The following is a 19,059-nucleotide window of genomic DNA, read 5'->3' on the forward strand; positions in this document are numbered from 1 at the left end:
GAGGCAAACACATGCTGTTGTGTCCTCCGGCACGTGCCCCGAGACCCGCAGCGCCAGAGGAAGGGCGGGAACGGGTACTGTCGAGGAGACGGGTCGGGGTCAGACCGCGGCTCCCCCGTCCCCTCGGACGAGGGACGATGACGGCCTCACCGGCCGCCGGCGAACGGATCCCCCCATGGACGCCGTGGTCTTCGACAGCACCGACCTCGACCGCATCGAGAAGTTCCTCAGCGCGGCCTACGCGCCGATGCGCGTCCGCAGCACTACACCGCACCCGCACGCCCACCTCGACCGGGTGGAGGGGCCGGACGCGCTCACCATCGACCATGTCGACGTCGACTTCGAGATGCGGTACGACGTCGTGCCGCTCGGGCGGATCAGCCTGTGCAGCATCGACGACGGCAGGATCGAGGACCACCGCGTCGGAGGCGGTCGGCACAGCCGCACCTTCGGCGCGGGCGAGGTCTTCACCCTCTCACCGCCGGACCGGCCGTACGCCGGCACGGTGAACCGCGCTCGCTACAGCGTCACCATGTTCGACCCGCGCCTGCTGACGGAGGTGGCCGCCGGCCGGGGTGAGGAGGATGCCCCCGTGCGCCTGCTGCACCACCGCCCCGTGACGGCGCAACGGGGTGCGGCGCTGCGGTCGGCCGTCGAGGCGGTGGCCCACACGCTGTCGAGCGCCGCGGCCACCCCGTCCTCCCTCGTGCGCCAGACGGCCTCGCACGACCTCGCGGCCGCGGTCCTACGGGCCTTCCCGTCGACGGCCGACCTGGGACCGACCGAGGCCGACCGCGAGGACGCGGCACCGTCTCGCGCGCTGTGCCGGGCTCTGGACTTCATCGAGGCGCACGTCGCCGAGCCGGTGTCGCTGCCGGACATGGCCTCGGCGGCAGCCGTGACGCCGCGGGCCCTGCAGAACGCCTTTCGCAAGTACCTCGAGACCACGCCGTCGGAGTACGTGCGCCGGGTCCGCCTCGACCGGGCCCACCGCGAGCTGGGGTCGGGCGACCGTGACCCGTCCCCGACCGTCATCGACGTGGCGATGCGCTGGGGGTTCTACCACCAGGGCCGGTTCGCGGCCGCCTACCGTCGCCGGTATGGCGAGGCCCCCCACGAGACGCTGGCCGCCTCACGGCACCGACGTCGCTCCGGCGCCGTCACCGAGGGGTGACCGGCACGGCCCCTGCGTCACTGCTCAGTGAGAGTGAGCAGTGACGTAGCGCTCGGCCGGGGTGTCCCTGGGCCGGTGGGGGGTCAGCGTGTACGTCACTGCTCAGTGAGAGTGAGCAGTGACGTAGCGCTCGGCCGGGGTGTCCCGGGGCCGGTGGGGGGTCAGCGTGTACGTCACTGCTCAGTGAGAGTGAGCAGTGACGTAGCGCTCCGACCAGATGCCCCGGTCCAGCCGGCCGCCCGTCCCTGCATCGAGGATCGGAGGTCGGGGTACACCGGCAGACGGCGGCGCCGTCCCGGTTCAGAAGCGCAGTCGGGACGGCGTCGTCCGCCCTGCGTCGCGCCCGTCGTGACGCAGGGCGGGCGAGGCGAGTCACGGACCGCTCCGCGGGGTAAGGGGTGCGCGACCGCCCGGTTGCGCCGACTCCGGGCGGCCCATGCACTCCCCCGCACTCCCCCGCCGACACCGGCATCGCGAACGATGCCACCGACCTGGAAGGAGCCGCTCGTGACGCGGACCGCCGCAGCGAGGCCCGATGCCGACGCCCTGACCCACGTGGCCGTCGTCGTCCCGGCCCGGAACGAGGAGCGCCTGCTCGGTACCTGCCTGTCCTCGGTCGTCCGGGCCACCGAGGCCCTCGGCCGGATTCGGCCCGACGTCTCCGTCGTGGTCGTCGTGGCGCTCGACGCCTGCACCGACCGCTCGGCCCGGGTGGCTGCCGGCTACCCCTCCGTCTCCGTCGTGACGACGAGTGGGGGCGTCGGGCGGGCCCGCGCCCTCGGGGTCGACCATGCGGTGCACCTGGCCCGTTGCCGGACGGCGGCAGCCGGCGACCGGGTCTGGATCGCGTGCACCGATGCCGACAGCAGGGTGCCGGAGGACTGGCTGATCCTCCACGTGCAGCTCGCGGAGGCAGGCGCCGACGCCGTCGTGGGCCCCGTCGAACCCGAGAACGACCCCGAGCCGGCTGCCCTGTCCCGCTGGGTCCGGGCTCGTCACGAGGCCGGCGGCCACCGGCGCGTCCACGGCGCCAACCTGGGCGTGCGCCTGTCGACGTACCGGGCGGCGGGCGGCTTCCGCTCGCTGCTGGCCAACGAGGACGTGGCGCTCGTCGAGGCGGTGCGCCGGGTCGGTGGACGCGTCGAGGAGACTCCCGCCGGCGTCGTCACCTCGCTGCGCGACACGGCACGCGCCCCGGAGGGCTTCGGTCCCTACCTGCACGACCTCGGGCGGACGGCGAGCTGGGAGTCCATCGTCGACATCGGGTGACGCCGGTCACCACGCGATGTGCGGGTGCACGGTCCGGTCGGCGTCGGCGACCACGAGCCGGTCCCGGGGCCAACCGGCCATGCCTTCCACGGGGACCACGCGGTTCGCCCGCTGCCACCGACGCACGAGCGCGCCGACGATGGCCGGACCCTGGCGTGGGTCGTCCGTGTAGCCGAGCTGCGTGCCGCGACCGTGCGGGCCGACCTGCACCGCCACCACCTCGATCGGTACCTGGTGGGCACCGGCCGGTCGCCCCGCACCGTGCAGCTCGACGACCTGCCCCAGACGGCGACCATCCGCCGAGAACACTTCACGACCGAGCACGGCACTGGCCAGCACGGCGTCCGGCGCCGGCCGCCACCCCGGCTCACCGGCTGCGGCAGGACCCGTGCGGTGCGGCGGCTCACCCGTTCGCGAGTCGCTGTCGACCCGGTTCTCGTCCCGTTCGTCGCCCCCGTCCGTCGCCCCCGGGAGGCGCCCCGTGAGGTACCGGCGCAGCCACAGCTCCAGGCCCTGCACCCCCGCGAGGGCGCGGGCCGCCTCGGCGTCCACCTCGATGGCCGAACCGATCCGCGTCACGTGCTCGATGGGGACGACGACCGGCTGCGGGTCCGGGTCCGGATGGAGCCGGCGCCAGACCGCCCCGAGCCAGTCGCCGAGCAGGCCCGGGAGGCGCTCGGACAGAGCGCCCGGCCCGACGGCGAACCCGGTCACGTGCCAGCGTCCGTCGAGGCTGCCGAGCACGAGGTCGTCGACGTTGCCGAGCAGCTCACCCTCGGGACCGACGACCTGGTGGTCGAGCAGACGGAGCACGAGGTCGACGCGTTCTGTGCCCTCGGGCAGGCGCAGACGCGTGTGGGAGCCTGCGGGGACGGGTGCGGGCGGCTGCGATGTCATGGCGTCCTCACTGCCCGGCCCGGGTGACGATCATCAGCGGGATCGCCGCCAGCGAGGCCACGACCACGATGACGAGGTAGATCGACCCCAGCGTGTTGGCCAGGCGCCCGTTGGCATATCGGCCCATGTAGGTGCGGTCGTTGGCCACGACGAGGATCGGCAGATAGGTCAGGGGCAGCGCCACCGCCGAGAAGACGACCGAGTACTCGGTCACCATGATCGGGTCGACCGTCGTCAGGAGCGTGCCCACCGCCACGATCGCCGACACCAGCAGGACGGTGTGGAAGCGCGAGGCCTGCATCGGTCGCACGTACTTGCCCCACTGCCACCCGAAGTACTGCGAGATGCTGTAGCCGACGGACAGGCCTGTCTCGCAGGCGGCCCCGAAGGTCGCGGCGAAGACGCCGAGCAGCACGAGCACGAGCCCCACCTGCCCGAGCGCCAGCGGCACAGGCAGCGTGACCTGCCCGAGCGTCGACAGCTCGATGCCCTCGGGAAGGTAGACGACCGCCGCCACGGCGGCGATGGCAAGCGAGATGAGCCCCCCGAGGGGGAAGCCGACGAAGACGTTGGCGCGCATCGTGGACAGGTCCTTGGGGGACCAGTGCTCCTCGACCCCGCCGGAGGAGAAGAAGAAGACCTCGTACGGCGTCATGGCCGCGCCGAAGAGCGCGATGGCGTAGTAGAAGTACGTCGTGTGGCTCTCGTCGTGCGGGACGAACGGTCGGGACGCCTGTCGCCACAGGTCTGCCCAGTCCGGGCCGAGCTGCCACAGCGCGACGGCGAAGACCACGAGCGCCAGACCCGCGATTCCGAACGCGTTCTCGAGCACCGCGAACTTGACCCGCCAGAGGACGATCCAGACAGCGGCGCCCGCCACCGGGATCCACAGGTACGGGTGGATGTCCGAGGCCAGCTCGAGTGCGAGGGCCACGCCGCCGATCTCCGCGACGAAGGTCAGCAACGTCACGAGCATCGAGGCGACGAGGTTGAGCAGCCCCATCCGCGGTCCGAGCCGTTCGCGGACGAGGTCGAAGGTGGCGCGGCCACTGACGGCCGCGACCCGTCCGCTCATCTCCGCGAAGACGCAGATCCCGAGGATCCCGACGACGACGACCCAGGCCAGGGACATGCCGTACCTGGAGCCCACGAGACCGTTGGTCACGAGGTCCCCGATGTCGACGAAACCGCCGATGGCCGTGAGGATCCCGAGCGTCAGGGCGAACAGCTTCTTCACGAGCCACTCCCCGTCAGATCGTCGGACTCCGTCTCGAGCGCGTCGGCCGCCTTGCGCAGCGTCGTGACGGCGTCCCGCATGGCGGGGCGGTCGTGTCGGCGCACCGCGATGCGCGCGTCGGTCAAGCCGTCCGACGCGTCCTGCAGCAGCGACGTCACACGGTCGCGCAGCTTGTCATCGGACGTGGACGGCGCGTCCACCGCGCCGAAGCTGTCCTGGACCGGTCCGAGGGCCTGCTCCGACGCGCTGACGACGGTGTCGAGGTAGGCCTGGCTGACCCGGCCCTGCAGGGCCGCATCCAGCGCGATGGCGGCCGTGCGCGTCTCACCCGTCGCGGAGTCGAGTGCGTGCACGGCGTTCTCCTCGTAGGCACCCGAGTCGAAGGCCGGCGCGACGCACGAGGACACGGTCAGCGTCAGCAGGGCGCCGGCGATGGCGGCCCGGCCGGGGCTCACCGCTGCGCGCGAGCGCCGCCTGTCGCCCACGGCTACCGCCGGGTCCCGAGGACGCGGACGGCCAGCACGAGCAGCATGGCCCCGAACAGCAGCCAGCCGAAGCCGAGGGCGAACCCGTCCGTCATGCGACCACCTCCACCGTAGCGACCAGCAGCGTTCAGCCCTCGGACTCCTCCTCCTCGGCCTTGGCCTTGAGCTCGCTGGCGATCTCGTCCTTGCCCATGGCGCCGCGGCCCTCGAGGTCGGCGTTGGCGGCCTGCTGGCGGCGCTCCTGCAGGGTGATGTCGTCCGGACCGGCGCCGAGGTGCTCGGCGCGACTGGCGAGGAAGGCGTCGGCCAGCTCGGCGCGGCGGGTGTCGTCCAGGCCCGAGCGCATCGCCGGCAGCACCGACTCCTCCTCCTCCTCGACGTGGTGGGTCACCGCGTCGACGAGCTCCGACAGGACCGCGTCGAAGTCGCTCGAGGCAGGGTCGGTCTCCTGCAGGCGCGCGAGCAGCTCGTCGGCCTCGGCGTGCTCGGCCTGGGAGTGGGCGACGTCGTCGGCCGCCCCCGCCTCGTCACGGGCGACCGGGTAGACCTCGGCCTCCTCGGCGCGGCTGTGGGCGGTGAGGAGGGTGACCAGCAGGGGCACGTTCTGTGCCCGGGTGCCCGGGTCGCGGAGCAGGTCGAAGAGTCGCTCCACCTCGCGGTGGTCGTTCATGATCACGTCAACGACGTCGGGCACGGCATCTCCTCGTGGAGTCGTTCGGGCGGCTCGCGTACCGGCGCGGCCGCGGGTCACCTGTCTCCTACCCGGCACACCCGCACGCAAAACGGGCTGACCGCGCTCGGACCGGCCTCGGCGGCGGGAAACACCCCTCCTGTGGCGCGCGGGACGATCCCGGCCGTCAGGCCCGGTCGTCGGCAGGACCGCGGTCCGCCCCGTCCGTCGAGGGCAGGTCCGCGCGGTAGCGCACCGCTCGTTCGGCCTGGGCGCGCTCCTCGTCGTCCATGGCGCGCGTGTCCCGCGGTTCGGCGAAGGGCTCGACGTGCTCGGGCAGGCCGCCGGCGATGGCCCGGCCCCGGTCGAGCTCGGCGTTGATCTCCGCGCCGAGCAGGAGCGCGATGTTCGTCAGCCAGAGCCAGACGAGGAAGATGACGACGCCCGCGAGCGACCCGTAGGTCTTGTTGTACGAGGCGAAGAACGCGACGTAGAGGGCGAAGAGGGCGGAGGCGACGACCCAGATGACCACGGCGATGAGGCCGCCGGGACTCACCCAGCGGACGCCGCCCTGGCGCGCGTTCGGGCTGGCCCAGAAGAGAACGGCGAGGAGCACCGAGAGGATGACGAGCAGGACCGGCCACTTGAGGATGTTCCACAGCAGCACGGCCGTGTCACCGGCACCGACGAGGTCGCCGACCTGGTGGGCCACCGGCCCGGAGACGACGACGATGACGGCCGAGACGACGAGGACGACGACGGCCAGCACGGTGACGCCGATGCGGATCGGCACGGTCTTCCAGATCGGGCGGCCCTCGGGCACGTCGTAGACGACGTTCGAGGCTCGCATGAACGCCGCGACGTAGCCGGAGGCTGACCACAGGGCCACGAGGATGCCGAGCACCGCACCGAGCCCCGCCCCGGTGCGGTTGGCCTGCGCCTGGTGGACGAGCTGCGCGACGAACTGGGCGCTCGAGCCGGGCGCGAGCGTCTGCGTCTGGGCGATGACACGCTCGGTGACGCCCGGGCCGGCCAGCCCCAGCCCGGCGACGAGCACGACGAGTGCCGGCGCCAGCGAGAGCAGCCCGTAGTAGGTCAGGGCGGCGGCGAGGTCGGTGAGCCGGTCGCGCCGGAACTCGCGACGCGCCCGCACGAGGACGGCGCGGAGCGACTCCCTCGACAGGTCGGTGGGTGCGTCCGGTTCCTCGCGACGGTCCGCCGGCACGCGGTGCCGTCCCCCCGAGGCCGTGGGACGTGCGGAGCCCGAGGTGGTGGACGTCGGTGAGGTGGTGCTGTCCTGGGGTGCCATGCCTCCCGCGTACCCGGCCGGCCGGGGCCCGGTGCACGATCCGGTGAAACGGCTGCCCGACCCCGCTGCCGGAACCCCGCGGCGGGTAGGACGTGGACGTGACCGCGACCGACCCGAAGACGCTGCCCCCCGACGACACGGACGCCGCCGACCTGGCCGAGCAGGTGGCCGACGTGGTGCGCCGCCGGGGCTGGACCGCGGCCGCAGCCGAGTCGCTGACCGGTGGTCAGCTCGCCGGGCGGCTCGCGGCGGCTTCCGACTCCGGAGACTGGTTCCGCGGCGGTGTCGTCGCGTACGCGTCGCAGGTGAAGCACGAGGTCCTCGGCGTGCCCGATGGTCCGGTCATCAGCGGGGAGTGCGCCCGTGCGATGGCCACCGGAGTGCGCGACCTGCTCCGTGCCGACACGTCCGTGGCGACGACGGGCGTGGGCGGACCGGATGACCAGGAGGGCCAGCCGCCGGGCACGGTGTGGTTCGGCGTCGCCGGCCCGGACGGGCAGGTTCGCACCGAGCTGTGGCACGTGCCGGGTGACCCGGCGCAGGTCGTCGAACGGTCGACGCGACGGGCACTGCGCCTCCTGCTCGACGTCGCGTCCGACGGAGAGGGCAGCGGCGTGGGGGCGTAGGCCGAGCGGGTCAGCGCGCGTACGGGCTCTGCCGCGCCCGTTCGACGAGGAGCGCCAGGCGGGCAAGCGCCTCCCGGTTGCGCAGGTCGAGCACGGGGTCGACGAGCACCTTGGGCAGGAACGTCACCAGGCCCCTCGTCGGGTGCTCCTCCATCGTGACGAGCGTGCCCTCCCCCTCCGGCTCGAGCGTGATGAGCACCCGGCCCTCACCGGACGGCCAGGCCCGGACCGTCAGCTCGAGCAGGCGCGGGCGCTCGCACCGACGGACCGTGGTGACGTCGTCGATGAGCACCGGCCAGGAGCCGACCGAGTGGTGGATCTCCGAGCCTGGTTCCGGCCACGTCTTCGTCACGTCACGGATGCGGGAGGCCCCGACGACCCACTGGCTGTAGTTCCAGCCGTGGGACAGCACGTCGAAGACGTCGTCGGGTGGCCGGGCGATGACGCGGCTGGTGGTGCTCATGGTCGCCTCCAGGGGGCTCGGATGCGGTCGTGCCAGAGGGCGGCGCGTGCGGCGTTGGCCCCGCAGGCGCCGTGGACGCCTCCACCGGGGTGCGCCGACGCGGAGCCGAGGAACAGGCCCGCCACGGGCGTCTCGGCGCGGCCGGAACCCGCCACGGGGCGGAAGACGAGCTGCTGGTGCAGGGAGGCGGTTCCGCCGTTGAGCGCACCCCCGGCGAGGTTGCGGTTGCGCGACTCCAGCTCGTGGGGGCCGAGAACACGCCGGGCACGGATCCGGCTGCGGAAGCCCGGCGCCCGCTCCTCGAGGCGTGCCTCGACGCGCTCGGCGAAGACCTCGAGGTCGGCGTCGTCCCAGACGCCGCGCACGGGCGAGGCGCCGGACCCGGACGCGGCGTCGCCGTGGGTCCGTTGCGGAACATGGGTGTAGGCCCACAGCGACTCGGCTCCCGCGGGGGCGCGGGTGGGGTCGGTCGTCGCCATCTGGCCCACGAGGAGGAACGGCCGGTCCGGGACGAGGCCGGCGCTGATCTGCGCGCCGGTCAGCGTGATCTCGTCGAGCGAGTCCGCGAGGTGCACCGTGCCCGGCGCCACCGCGGGCGCCCCCCGCCACGGGACCGGACCGTCGAGCGCCCAGTCGACCTTGACGGTCGAGGGGTCCCACGTGAACCCGGCCATCCGGCGCCGCAGCCGGGCCGGCAGGTCGTCCCAGGCGACGAGCCCGCCGTAGAGGGCGGGGGCCGACACGTCGGCGACGACCGCGCGTCGCGCGGCCAGCTCACGCGAGCCCGTCCGCACGGCGACGGCGCGCCCGCCCTCGACCCTGATGCTCTCGGCGCGCTCCCCGAGGCAGACGGTGCCGCCGCGCGACTCCAGCCGGCGCACCATGGCCGCCGAGAGCTGCCCGGCCCCGCCCTCCGGGACCGGGAACCCCACCGTCTGGCCGAGGAGGACGAGCAGCAGGCCCATCGTTCCCGACCCCGGCGACTCCATCCCGATGTCGGCATGGGTGGCGTTGCCGGCGACGAGGAGGCTGGCGGCCTCGCCACGGAACAGCTGCTCGGTCAGGGCGCGAGCGGGCATGAGCAGCCGGCGGAACAGCTCGAACCCGCCGTTGCGGAGGGCGCGGGCGCCGAAGCCGAGTCCTCCGCGGACCGGGGGGAACGGCGTCATGAGCGACCGCACGAGGTCCTCGCCGACGCGGTCCCACGTGCGGCACAGCTCGAGCCACGCGTCCCCGTCACCGGATGCGTCCTCCTCGAGTGCGGCAGCGGTCTGCTCACGGTCGCGGTACAGCACGGCCCAGCGGCCGTCCGGGAAGGAGTGGCCGACGACGGACGGCGCGTGGACCCACTGCAACCCGTGCTGCTCGAGCTCGAGACCGCGGATCGTCGGCGAACCGACTGCGAGCGGGTAGAACGAGCTGAACGTGTCGTGGACGTAGCCGGGCGCGACGGTGTCGTCGCTGCGGACGGCACCGCCGGGTGTGTCCTGCTCCTCGAGCACGACGACGGACCAGCCCGCGTCGGCGAGCAGGTTGGCAGCCACGAGCCCGTTGGGGCCGCTGCCGATGACGACGGCGTCGGTCGCCGCCACGGTCGTCGTCACGCGCTCTCCTCTCGTCGCCTTGCCTCGCCTCTACCCGTCACGGCCGCGACGAAAACGTCGCCACCGACGCGCAGGCGCCGACGCGCAGGCGCCGACGCGCAGGCGCCGGTCAGGTGAGCGCGCGCCGCGAGACCGGGCCGTTCACGAGCCCGCGTCGCACGCCGTCCAGGACGCTCCTGGGGCGCAGGGCACCGGAGCGGCACCCGCCGGCGCCGTCGGCCATCCCCCGGAGCAGCTCGCCGAGGACGTCGACGCCGGAGTGCAGCGGCCGCCAGCCCAGCGCATCGCGCGCCCGGCGGGTGTCGACCCACGGCGCCTGCAGCGCCATGTCGACCCAGCCGGGGTCGAGAGGGTGCAGGTGCGCGTGCCACGCCGCGGCGACGGCCGAGCGGGCGACCTCCTGCCTGACCCGCACGGGCCGGGCCCGCAGCGCGGCCGCGACGTCCGCTCCGCGCACGAGCCCGTCTGCGGCGAGGTTGTAGGACCCGTGGGCGCGCTGCTCGACGACGCGCAACACGGCGTCGGCGACGTCGTCGGCATGGACCATCTGCAGGCCGAACCGCTCGTCCACGGGCACCACGGGAACGTGCCGCAGCAGCCCGCCGGGCAGCCACGCCGGCGCACCGCATCGCAGCATCGGACCGCCGGCGTCGTACTGGCCCACGAGGCACGGCCGCAGGACGGCGACGCGACCGGCAGCGTGCCACTGACCGGTCCGCGCCGCGAGGGCGCGCTCGGCCTCGACCTTGAGCCGGCTGTAGGTCGCGCCGGGGATGCCGTCGCGGGGCCAGTCCTCGTCGACGAGCTCCTCGGTGCGCCGTGGGGAGTAGGCCGCGACCGACGACACGTGCACGAACCGGGCGTCGCTGTGCGCCAAGGTGGTCCGCGCCACGAGGTCGAGCACGCCGACGCAGGCGCGCGCGAGGTAGCGCGGGCGCCGCATCGGCTGGAAGGCCCAGGCGAGGTGCACGACCGCGTCGGCGTGGGCCACGAGTGAGCGCAGGAGCGGCTCGCACTGCGGGTGGTCGAGGTCGGCCGTCTCCCAGGTGACCGGTGGCGTCGCCGCCGTCGTCCGGGCCGGTGGACGACGCGCCAGACCCACGACGTCGTGGCCGCGGCCCTGCAGCGCGCGCACGACGGCGCTGCCGATGTTGCCGGTGGCCCCCGTGACGACGACCCGGCTCACGGCTGCTGCCGCACCCGGGCCTCGTGCGGCACCGAGGCGCTCATACGACCAGCGCCTGGGTGGAGCACTCCTTGATCTTGGCGTTGGCCCACTGCGCCTGGCGCTTGGCCTCGGCACCGCAACGTGCCGCCAGCTCCATGAGGCCGTCGTGCACGATCGCCTGGGCGGCCTGGCCGATCATCTCCCAGTCGGCGAGGACGCCCGACGCGCGGAGGTACACGTCGCGCAGGTCGCGGACCATGACCAGCTCGGTGGCCGACGAGCGTCCGGCCCGCGCGGACATCCAACGCCTGGCCTGGTCCACGATGGTCGGCGTCCCGTCCGGTGCCGGGTCCAGGTTCTCGCCGAACTCCTCTGCGGCCGTGGCGATCTGACGGACGTGGCGGCTGGACCACTCCGCGAGGTCACGCGCGACGTGGTAGACCTCGTGGTCCACACGGTGCTCGTCGGACAGGCGCAGCAGGGCGCGGACCAGCTCGTTCTCGTCGTGGTGCAGGTCCTTCAGGACCGTCCCGATCCTCATCGGACCACTCCTTCCCTCGCGGCGTGGCCCGCCGCGGCCGCCTCACCCTCGACCCTGCTGACCACGCACGCCGCCGTCTTGAACAGGGGCTGCTTGGACGCCGGGTCCCAGTCGGTGCGCGTGAGCTCGTTGGCCGCCCGGCCGTGCTCCCCGGGCCGCCACCCCTCGGGCGTGTCCCAGTACCCGTAGTGGAAGGGCAGGAAGACGACGCCCGGACGGATGCCGCCCACCCTGGCCCGTGCCCGCACCGCTCCGCGCGCGGTGCGGACCTCCGCGAGGTCACCGTCGGCCACACCGAGCGCCGACGCGTCGACGTCGGACAGCTCGACCCACACCTCGGGTGCGGCCGCCTGGAGCTCGGGGGCCCGGGCCGTCCGCGTCCGCGTGTGGAAGTGGTAGACCGTGCGCCCCGTGATGAGCTGGAGCGGGTGGTCCTCGTCCGGCATCTCGTGCGGCGGGCGGTACTCGGCCGCCTTGACGACGGCCCGGCCGTACGGGTTGAGGGCCCGGTACTCCTGGGCCTCCATCGGCGCCCCCGTCTCCAGGTCGCGGCCGTAGGACTCGCACTCGTCCGGGCCGGCCCAGAAGACGCCGCCGGCGTACAGTCGCTCGGTCCCGTCGGGGCTCTCCTCCGTGCACGGCCACTGGATGCCACCACCGCGGAGCCGGTCGTAGGTCAGGGCGCTGTAGTCGCACGGACGGCCGCGGCTGCACTCACGCCACGCGTCGAACGCCTCCTCCGGTGTCCGGAACGTGACGAGGGGCCCACCGTCCTTGTCCTCCAACCCCATCCGCGTCGCGAAGTCGACGAAGATGTCGAGGTCCGGCCGCGCCTCGCCCGGCGGCTCGACGGCCTTCTCGGACAGGTGCACGGTCCGGTCGGCGTTCGTGAAGGTGCCGGTCTTCTCCCCCGACGCCGCCGCGGGCAGCACGACGTCGGCCAGCTGGGCGGTCTCGCTGAGGAAGATGTCCTGGACGACGAGGAACAGCCGCTCCTGGGACAGGATCGAGCGCATCCGGTCGAGCTCGGGCATCGAGACGACCGGGTTGGTGCCCGACACCCACAGCAGGCGGATCGACCCGTCCTCGACGTACCGCATGATCTGCATCGCGTGGGTCGGTGGGGTGGCGTGCGGGATCTTCTTCGGCTCGAGGTTCCACACGCGGGCCAGGTCGGCGACGTGGTCCGGGTTGCTCCAGTTGCGGAAGCCGGCCATGTCGCCGTCGGCACCGCACTCGCGGGTGTTCTCGGCCGTCGGCTGTCCGTTCATCTGCAGGATGCCGCATCCCGGACGACCGAGCATCCCGCGCAGCAGGTGCACGTTGTTGACCTGCACCGCCGCCGCGGTGGCCTGGTGCGACTGGTAGAAGCCCTGAAGCACCGTCGACAGCAGCGCCTCGGCCTCGCCGAGCAGCCGGGCCGCCGCCCTGATGTCCTCGGCGGGCACGTCGCAGATCGTGCTGACGACGTCCGGCGAGTAGCGCTCGACCGTCGTGGCGAGGTCCTCGTAGCCGACCGTGTGCGCCGCGACCCACGCCTCGTCGACGTACCCCTGCTCGATGATCTCGTGGAGCAGCGCATTCATCAGCGCGACGTTGGTGCCCGGGCGCGGGGCCAGGTGGACCGTCGCGGCCTGCGCCACCGGTGTGCGCCGCGGGTCCACGCAGAGGAGCCTCGGCGGGTCCTCGCCGGCGAGCCGGTCGAGGATGCGCATCCACAGCACGGTCTGCGTCTCGGCGACGTTGTGCCCGAAGAGCGCGATCGTGTCGGCGTGGTCGACGTCGGTGTAGGACCCGGGCTGCCCGTCGCAGCCGAAGGACTCCTTGAGCGCCTCCGCGGCGGTGGCCGTGCACAGGCGGGTGTTGCCGTCGACGTGGTTGGTGCGGATGCCTCCGTGCGCGACGAGCGCCAGCGCGTAGTACTCCTCGAGGTAGAGCTGCCCGGTCGTGTAGAAGCCGATGGCGCTCGGTCCCTGCTCGTCGAGCAGCTCGCGCGTCCGGCCCACGACGGCCTCCATCGCCTCGTCCCACGAGCACTCGACGAGGCGTCCGTCGCGGCGCAGGAGCGGACGAGTCAGGCGGTCCGGGGACTGGATGGCCTGCCAGCCGTACAGGTCCTTGGGCCCGAGCCGTCCGCGGTTGACGCGGTCGTCGGCCCGTCCGCGGACGCCGACGACGGCGCCCGCGCGCACGGCCAGGTCGAAGGCGTCACCGTTGGAGTGCAGCGTCGACGCCGTGCGCACCCAGCGCTCGACGTCCTGGTCCTGCACGCCCTCGGCCAGGTGCGTGTCGACCCGCTCCGGCCAGCGGCCGCCGCGCGGGTACGGTGTCCGGTCCCCCCAGACGTCGGTGATGCGGTCCTGGGCAGGCATGTCGTCCTCCTCGGGAGCTCGGGCCGTCGGCGAGCGGCAGGGCGCGGGCCCGGCGGCCCATCCGTCGCGGGCCCCCTACCCACCCGCGGTCGTGGCGATCACCCGGGCCTCCGCGGCGCGCTCGGTCAACCGGCGCAGCGAGTGTGCCGCGGTGGGCAGCCGGCGTCCGTGGTACCGGACGCCGCCCCGGACCCTGGTGCCGACGGCGAGCCAGACGCACACGCCGCGCTCGAGCAGCCAGAGCGGGGCGGCGAGCGGGACGAGCGCCGGCACGTGGTGACGCCCGATGCGGCGGCGCCCGACCTCGGCGAGGACGACGGAGGCCAGGGCGCCGAGGAGCAGGGGGCGACGTCCGCGTCGTGCCCCCACGACGACGGCCGGCAGCACGAGGAGCTCTGCCGCGAGGCGTCCGGGCTGGGCGAGGTCGTCATAGGCCTGGCGCACCCGCTGGGCCCGGAAGTGTGCCGCCGTCGGCGGCAGCCGCCGGACGACGATGTCGGTGGCCGACCTGGTGCGGGCCCCGTGGGCCTGCATCGTGCGCCAGAGCTCGAGGTTCTCGAAGAGCACCTCGGGGCTCCACCCACCGGCTGCGAGGACCGTCGAGCGGCGCAGTCCGAACACACCGGGCCAGTCGTCGGCCAGGGCGGTGTTGAGCAGCGTGCGCGCGCCGTCCCAGCAGGCGTGCCACGGCCACCGGTCGAAGACGTTGACCGGCTTGACGAGGTCGCAGTCCTCGAGCCGGTGCGCCAGCGCGGCGAGGTCGTCCACGGTGAGGCGGACGTCGTCGTCGGCGATGACCACGCGCTCGCAGCGGGACATCCGGATGCCGGTCATGGCGCCGAGGACCTTGCCGTTGACCGGCCGGTCCGCGGCGGACCCCGGCTCCCCGGCGGGGACGGGACGCCACGCCTCCGCCGGTTCGGGACGGACGTGGCGCACCCCACTCGGCCAGGTCGCGCGATGGCGCCGGAACTGCTCCGGCGCACTGCCGTCGACGACGGTGACGTGGGGGGTCGCCGTGAGCAGCGACGCGAGGTAGGCACCCATCTCGGTCGCCCGGCGCAGGCCGGGACGACCGCCGTCCGGCCAGCGCAGCGGGACGACCACCTCCACGTCGACAGGCCCCGTCGGGTGGCCTCCACGCCCGTCCACGACCGCCGCACTACCCCGGCGCCGGGGACCGAAACGGTCCGGGCGACAGCCCTCTCCGGCCGGCGCCGCGTCTGCGGACCCCGTCTGCGGGTACGTCCCCGCCACACGCCCGACCGAGAGGAGGCCCCATGACGACGACCCACCCGCCACCATCCGGTGCCCCCTCCGGAGGCGATCTGGAGGCGACGCTGGCCGCGCTCGCCGACCTGGACCTGCGACGCCGGCCCGGGCGCGACGTGCGACGCGCCGTCGAGCAGATGGTCACCCACGCCGAGTACCCCTGTCTCGGAGCGAAGTCGGTGTTCCGCCGACGGGGCATGCTGCACCTCGTCCTCGACGACATGGACGAGCCCGAGACGGCCGACGTCCTGCTGCGACACCTCGAGGTCTTCGCCGACGACGAGGTTCCCACCGACGGCTTCCACTCCTTCATCGCCTCGTTCCGGGCTCCCGTGCACCGCGACGAGGCAGCGTTCGAGCGATCCCTGTTCGGACTGCTCCAGCGCCTGCACGACGCCGACGACGCGCCGTGGGCCGACGGCGTCGGCTCCGATCCCGCCGACCCGCACTTCGCCTTCAGCGTCCGCGGGACGGCCTACTTCGTCGTCGGGCTGCACCCCGCCGCCTCCCGCGTGGCCCGGCGTGCGCCACTGCCCACGGTCGTGTTCAACCCCCACGAGCAGTTCGAGCAGCTGCGCGACGAGGGCCGGTACGAGGGGATGCGCTCGCGGATCCGCGCCCGGGACGAGACACTGCAGGGCAGCATCAACCCCATGGTCGCCGACCACGGCGAGTCCAGCGAGGCCCGACAGTACTCGGGGCGGTTCCATGGCCCCGGGTGGGTCCCGCCACTCGACGTCCGGCTCGCCGAGACCCACGAGGAGGACACCGCTTCATGACCGAGAGCGCCACCAGCACCAGCAGCAGCCGAGCACCTGGGATCGCCTCTGCCGCAGACGGATTCGAGCGCCTAGACCCGCAGACCGGGGTCGCCTTCCTGCTGCCCGCCGGCGCCCGTCTCACCGTCGCGGACCCTGTCGGCGAGCAGGTGAGCGACTTCTTCTGCGTCATGGCCGACACCCTCGGCGAGTGGTTCTCCTCCGGCCGCACCATCGACTACGCCAACTCGGTCGCGGTGACGACGGGCACCGTCCTCTACAGCAACCGCAGCCGACCGATGGCCGTGGTCGAGGAGGACACGTGCGGGCGGCACGACATCCTCCTGACGCCGTGCTCGCAGCAGACCTTCGACATCCTCTACCCCGACCTGCAGGGCGCCTCCCACCCGAGCTGTTTCGAGAACCTCGCGACGTCGATGGCGGCCTTCGGGGTCAGGCCCGACACGATCTCCACGACGCTCAACATCTTCATGAACGTGTGGACCGAACGCGACGGCACGCTGCACATCGACCCACCCACCTCGCGCCCCGGCGACCGGATCACGCTGCGGGCGGAGGCCGACCTCGTCGTCGGTCTCACGGCGTGCTCGGCCGAGAAGTCGAACAACGGCACGTGCAAGCCGATCGACTTCCGCGTGGTGCTGGCCGGCTCCGACGCGGCATGACGCCACCGCCGCCCCCGCTCGAGGGCACGGCGTGCGGACCGCTCGTCGTCGTCGTGCCCGGGCTCGGGCTGACCCACTACGTGCGTCGCCTCGTTCGCGAGGTCGAACGACGTGGTGCATCCGCCGTCGTCCTCGACCTGCCCGGCTACGGCTCGCCGGGTCCGCGCACGACGGCCCCCGACGTCCGGGACGTGGGGCGCGCCGCCGCCTCCTGGCTCGTGCACCACGGGACCGCCCGACCGGTCGTCCTCGTCGGGCACTCGACGGGCGCGCAGGCCGCGCTCGTGGCGGGGCTGGAGGTACAGGCGTCACGCGACGACGTCACCGTCGTGCTCGCCGGGCCGACGTTCGCGCCGGGACAACGCACCCTGCCGGGCGTGCTCGCCCGTGTCCCCCTCGCCTACCGCCACGACGGACCGTGGCAGCTGGACCCCCGTGAGCTGCTGCGCGCCGGGCCGCGTGACCTCCTCGCACTCGTGCGCTCGGGGCAGCGGGACCGGCCGGAGGACGGTGTCGCCGGCCTCCGCCTGCCGCTCGTGCTCACCGCGGGGCGGCACGACGCGTTCGCGCCCGTCGAGTGGCTCGAGCTGCTGCGCGGGCGCGCGGTCCGCTCCCCCGACGTCAGGGTCCGCGTCCTGGGCGGGTCGCACAACAACCCGTGGACGCACGCCGCCCAGCTCGCGACGCTGCTCCTGGGCGGCGTCGCGCACGCCGGCCCCCCGATGTGAGGAGGCGCCGCCGCCCCTGCTGGTTGAAGGGCGACGGCGCCGGTCGGAAGGTCGGTGCGGGCTCCGTGCGCGGCACACACACCGCGACGCCGGGCAGAGGCGGCCACAGCGGGCGCGGCGTGACGCAGGCGGCTGCCACGATGTCGGCGACGCCCCTGCTGGGACCCGGCAGGGGCGTCGACGCAGGCCCGGGGCCGCTCGAGGGTCGAAGCCCCGCGTCACGTCGGGCCGCCTGAGGCGAGGGCATGGGTCCTCCTGTCGCTGGAGAGGGCCCCCGGCCCTCCCTCACAGGACCGTTACCCCACTCCGAGGCCGCGAGACGACGCGAACCGCCGTGGCGGGTCCGCTGAGGGTCTACGCGCGACCGGTCATTCGCGGACGACGCGGAACGTCGCCAGCTCGGGGTCCGACGCGTCCGGGATCGTCGCGCCGGCCGCCTTGGCCGCCCGCAGGTAGGTGACGACCGGCTCGGTCCAGCGCTCGCCCGGCAGGACCGTCGGCACACCGGGCGGGTAGGGGCTGACCATCTCGGCACTGACGCGTCCGGCCGGGTCGGACACCTGCTCGGTCTCGGCGAAGAAGGCGTCACGGGGGCTCATGACCTGCTCGAGCTGCAGCTGCTCGAGCGGCGGGATCTGCGGGGCAGGCGCCTGCCCGACCGGCGGGTCGGCGGCCAGCGCCTCCATCGCCGAGACGAGCCGGTCCGCCGCCGCCTGGTCGTCGGCGTAGGTGAGCGAGAAGACGAGCCGGCGCGCGTCGCCCAGCTGTGCCGCGATCTGTCGCTCCTCCCGCAGCCACGTCTTGGCGGTGTAGCCGGTGATGCCGAGGCCGCTGACGTCGACGCAGAGCTTGAGCGGGTCCCACTCGTGGACGCCCTCGACGTCCAGGAGGCGCTCGTCGTCGACCCGCAGCCCGTCGACCTTCCCGAGCCGACGGCGCAGCTCGGAGGCCAGCTGCAGCGCGCCGTCGATGAGCTCCTTGCCCTCGAGGGCCAGGTGGCGGCGCCACCCGTCGATGGAGCCGTAGACGAGGGCCGAGGGGCTCGTCGTCGTGATGAGGTCGAGCCGCAGGCGCAGGTCGACCGGGTCGACGATGTCGCCGCCGACGAGGATCATCGACGCCTGGCACAGCCCGCCGTCGGCCTTGTGGAGGCTCTGGACGGACAGGTCCGCGCCGGCCTTGACCGCAGCGGTCGGCGGGTCCGGGTGGAACCCGAAGTGCCCGCCCCAGGCCTCGTCGACCATGAGGGGGATGCCGCGCTCGTGGCACAGGTCGGCGACGCCCGCGACGTCGGCCCCGGTGCCGTACTCGGTGGGCGTGATGAGCAGCACCGCCGTGGCCTCGGGGTGGTCCCGCAGGGCCTGTTCCACGGCGGCCGTCGTGGCCGGGTGGGCCACCTGCCGCTCCTCGTCCCAGGCCGGCTCGAGCCACACCGGGTTCGCGCCGGACAGGATGAGCGAGGCGACGACGGACTTGTGGACGTTGCGGTCGACGACGACGGTGCGGCCCGGACCGGTGACGGTCAGCAGCCCGACGTGGATCGAGATGCTCGAGCCGCACGTCGTGAAGACGGCCTGCCTGGCCCCGACGGCCGCGGCGTAGAGCTCCTCGGCCTCCCCCACGGAGGACTTGGCCATGATGACGTCCGCGCCGAACGTGTCACGTGACAGGACGCGGGCCGTGCCCTCGTCGACGCCCGCCCCGAACCGGTGGCCCGGCAGGGAGAAGGTGTATGTGTCGATGGCGCGGAGGTGCTCGATCGTCTCGAGCACCGGGGCCCTGGTCTGGTCGACGTCCATG

General features: G+C 73.7%; 18 protein-coding genes. 6 read left to right on the plus strand and 12 right to left on the minus strand.

The window, feature by feature from the left end; all coding sequences use genetic code 11:
- Positions 1 to 175 precede the first annotated feature (175 nt).
- Both ACR9ZK_RS00155 and ACR9ZK_RS00160 read left to right on the plus strand, forming a co-directional pair.
- On the plus strand, positions 176 to 1,174 hold the full coding sequence (locus tag ACR9ZK_RS00155; protein WP_481338752.1) for a helix-turn-helix transcriptional regulator: 999 nt from the start codon (positions 176 to 178) through the stop codon (positions 1,172 to 1,174).
- A gap of 507 nt (positions 1,175 to 1,681) precedes the next feature.
- Complete coding sequence (locus tag ACR9ZK_RS00160; protein ID WP_481338754.1) at positions 1,682 to 2,443, plus strand: glycosyltransferase family 2 protein; 762 nt, start codon at positions 1,682 to 1,684, stop codon at positions 2,441 to 2,443.
- A gap of 6 nt (positions 2,444 to 2,449) precedes the next feature.
- Here the strand turns inward: ACR9ZK_RS00160 and ACR9ZK_RS00165 are convergent, their stop codons facing one another.
- The 5 genes from ACR9ZK_RS00165 to ACR9ZK_RS00185 form a co-directional block, all read right to left on the minus strand.
- Complete coding sequence (locus tag ACR9ZK_RS00165) at positions 2,450 to 3,340, minus strand: PRC-barrel domain-containing protein (RefSeq protein ID WP_481338756.1); 891 nt, start codon at positions 3,338 to 3,340, stop codon at positions 2,450 to 2,452.
- Between the two features lie 7 nt (positions 3,341 to 3,347).
- Positions 3,348 to 4,577 carry an NRAMP family divalent metal transporter gene (locus tag ACR9ZK_RS00170; protein WP_481338758.1) on the minus strand — a complete coding sequence of 410 codons (1,230 nt, stop codon included), beginning with the start codon at positions 4,575 to 4,577 and terminating at the stop codon, positions 3,348 to 3,350.
- The gene (locus tag ACR9ZK_RS00175) at positions 4,574 to 5,032 is read right to left on the minus strand and encodes a hypothetical protein (protein WP_481338760.1); all 459 of its coding nucleotides are present in this window, start codon (positions 5,030 to 5,032) and stop codon (positions 4,574 to 4,576) included. The genes ACR9ZK_RS00170 and ACR9ZK_RS00175 overlap by 4 nt, the downstream gene beginning before the upstream one ends.
- 157 nt (positions 5,033 to 5,189) lie before the next feature.
- On the minus strand, positions 5,190 to 5,756 hold the full coding sequence (locus ACR9ZK_RS00180; RefSeq protein ID WP_481338762.1) for a hemerythrin domain-containing protein: 567 nt from the start codon (positions 5,754 to 5,756) through the stop codon (positions 5,190 to 5,192).
- 163 nt (positions 5,757 to 5,919) lie between these two features.
- Positions 5,920 to 7,041 carry a YihY/virulence factor BrkB family protein gene (locus ACR9ZK_RS00185; RefSeq protein WP_481338764.1) on the minus strand — a complete coding sequence of 374 codons (1,122 nt, stop codon included), beginning with the start codon at positions 7,039 to 7,041 and terminating at the stop codon, positions 5,920 to 5,922.
- Between the two features lie 98 nt (positions 7,042 to 7,139).
- On the opposite strand from ACR9ZK_RS00185, the gene ACR9ZK_RS00190 reads away from it, so the two are divergent.
- Complete coding sequence (locus ACR9ZK_RS00190) at positions 7,140 to 7,667, plus strand: CinA family protein (protein ID WP_481338766.1); 528 nt, start codon at positions 7,140 to 7,142, stop codon at positions 7,665 to 7,667.
- A gap of 10 nt (positions 7,668 to 7,677) precedes the next feature.
- Here the strand turns inward: ACR9ZK_RS00190 and ACR9ZK_RS00195 are convergent, their stop codons facing one another.
- From ACR9ZK_RS00195 to ACR9ZK_RS00220, 6 genes are all read right to left on the minus strand, one after another.
- Positions 7,678 to 8,130 (minus strand): SRPBCC family protein, encoded by a 453-nt coding sequence (locus tag ACR9ZK_RS00195; RefSeq protein WP_481338768.1) that lies wholly within the window; start codon positions 8,128 to 8,130, stop codon positions 7,678 to 7,680.
- Positions 8,127 to 9,734: a phytoene desaturase family protein gene (locus ACR9ZK_RS00200; RefSeq protein WP_481338770.1), complete on the minus strand. Its 1,608-nt coding sequence runs from the start codon at positions 9,732 to 9,734 to the stop codon at positions 8,127 to 8,129. The genes ACR9ZK_RS00195 and ACR9ZK_RS00200 overlap by 4 nt, the downstream gene beginning before the upstream one ends.
- Positions 9,735 to 9,843: 109 nt before the next feature.
- On the minus strand, positions 9,844 to 10,920 hold the full coding sequence (locus ACR9ZK_RS00205) for an NAD-dependent epimerase/dehydratase family protein (protein WP_481338772.1): 1,077 nt from the start codon (positions 10,918 to 10,920) through the stop codon (positions 9,844 to 9,846).
- Between the two features lie 40 nt (positions 10,921 to 10,960).
- A complete protein-coding gene (locus tag ACR9ZK_RS00210) occupies positions 10,961 to 11,443 on the minus strand; it encodes a hypothetical protein (protein ID WP_481338774.1) in 483 nt (160 codons plus the stop codon).
- A complete protein-coding gene (locus tag ACR9ZK_RS00215) occupies positions 11,440 to 13,815 on the minus strand; it encodes a molybdopterin oxidoreductase family protein (protein WP_481338776.1) in 2,376 nt (791 codons plus the stop codon). Before ACR9ZK_RS00215 ends, ACR9ZK_RS00210 begins: the two co-directional genes overlap by 4 nt.
- 75 nt (positions 13,816 to 13,890) lie before the next feature.
- On the minus strand, positions 13,891 to 14,928 hold the full coding sequence (locus ACR9ZK_RS00220; RefSeq protein WP_481338778.1) for a glycosyltransferase family 2 protein: 1,038 nt from the start codon (positions 14,926 to 14,928) through the stop codon (positions 13,891 to 13,893).
- Positions 14,929 to 15,095: 167 nt separating this feature from the next.
- Between ACR9ZK_RS00220 and gntA the strand changes: the two genes are divergently transcribed.
- Genes gntA through ACR9ZK_RS00235 form a run of 3 tightly spaced genes read left to right on the plus strand, consistent with a single transcriptional unit; the run spans position 15,096 to position 17,259 of the window.
- The gene (gene gntA, locus ACR9ZK_RS00225) at positions 15,096 to 15,866 is read left to right on the plus strand and encodes a guanitoxin biosynthesis heme-dependent pre-guanitoxin N-hydroxylase GntA (RefSeq protein ID WP_481338780.1); all 771 of its coding nucleotides are present in this window, start codon (positions 15,096 to 15,098) and stop codon (positions 15,864 to 15,866) included.
- Positions 15,863 to 16,531 (plus strand): DUF1989 domain-containing protein, encoded by a 669-nt coding sequence (locus tag ACR9ZK_RS00230; protein ID WP_481338782.1) that lies wholly within the window; start codon positions 15,863 to 15,865, stop codon positions 16,529 to 16,531. Before gntA ends, ACR9ZK_RS00230 begins: the two co-directional genes overlap by 4 nt.
- Complete coding sequence (locus tag ACR9ZK_RS00235; RefSeq protein WP_481338784.1) at positions 16,528 to 17,259, plus strand: alpha/beta fold hydrolase; 732 nt, start codon at positions 16,528 to 16,530, stop codon at positions 17,257 to 17,259. Before ACR9ZK_RS00230 ends, ACR9ZK_RS00235 begins: the two co-directional genes overlap by 4 nt.
- A gap of 368 nt (positions 17,260 to 17,627) precedes the next feature.
- Here the strand turns inward: ACR9ZK_RS00235 and ACR9ZK_RS00240 are convergent, their stop codons facing one another.
- Entirely contained in the window at positions 17,628 to 19,058 is a 1,431-nt protein-coding gene (locus ACR9ZK_RS00240; protein ID WP_481338786.1) for an aminotransferase class I/II-fold pyridoxal phosphate-dependent enzyme, read from the minus strand.
- Position 19,059: the final 1 nt, after the last annotated feature.

Source organism: Monashia sp. HAY1-5C (assembly GCF_056755255.1).

Bases quoted from the DNA above. Each gene is read 5' to 3' on its own strand.
- ACR9ZK_RS00235 (WP_481338784.1), top strand. From the start codon at position 16,528: ATGACGCCACCGCCGCCCCCGCTCGAGGGCACGGCGTGCGGACCGCTC.
- ACR9ZK_RS00240 (WP_481338786.1), bottom strand. From the start codon at position 19,058: ATGGACGTCGACCAGACCAGGGCCCCGGTGCTCGAGACGATCGAGCAC.
- ACR9ZK_RS00195 (WP_481338768.1), bottom strand. From the start codon at position 8,130: ATGAGCACCACCAGCCGCGTCATCGCCCGGCCACCCGACGACGTCTTC.
- gntA (WP_481338780.1), top strand. From the start codon at position 15,096: ATGACGACGACCCACCCGCCACCATCCGGTGCCCCCTCCGGAGGCGAT.
- ACR9ZK_RS00185 (WP_481338764.1), bottom strand. From the start codon at position 7,041: ATGGCACCCCAGGACAGCACCACCTCACCGACGTCCACCACCTCGGGC.
- ACR9ZK_RS00230 (WP_481338782.1), top strand. From the start codon at position 15,863: ATGACCGAGAGCGCCACCAGCACCAGCAGCAGCCGAGCACCTGGGATC.
- ACR9ZK_RS00210 (WP_481338774.1), bottom strand. From the start codon at position 11,443: ATGAGGATCGGGACGGTCCTGAAGGACCTGCACCACGACGAGAACGAG.
- ACR9ZK_RS00165 (WP_481338756.1), bottom strand. From the start codon at position 3,340: ATGACATCGCAGCCGCCCGCACCCGTCCCCGCAGGCTCCCACACGCGT.
- ACR9ZK_RS00155 (WP_481338752.1), top strand. From the start codon at position 176: ATGGACGCCGTGGTCTTCGACAGCACCGACCTCGACCGCATCGAGAAG.
- ACR9ZK_RS00215 (WP_481338776.1), bottom strand. From the start codon at position 13,815: ATGCCTGCCCAGGACCGCATCACCGACGTCTGGGGGGACCGGACACCG.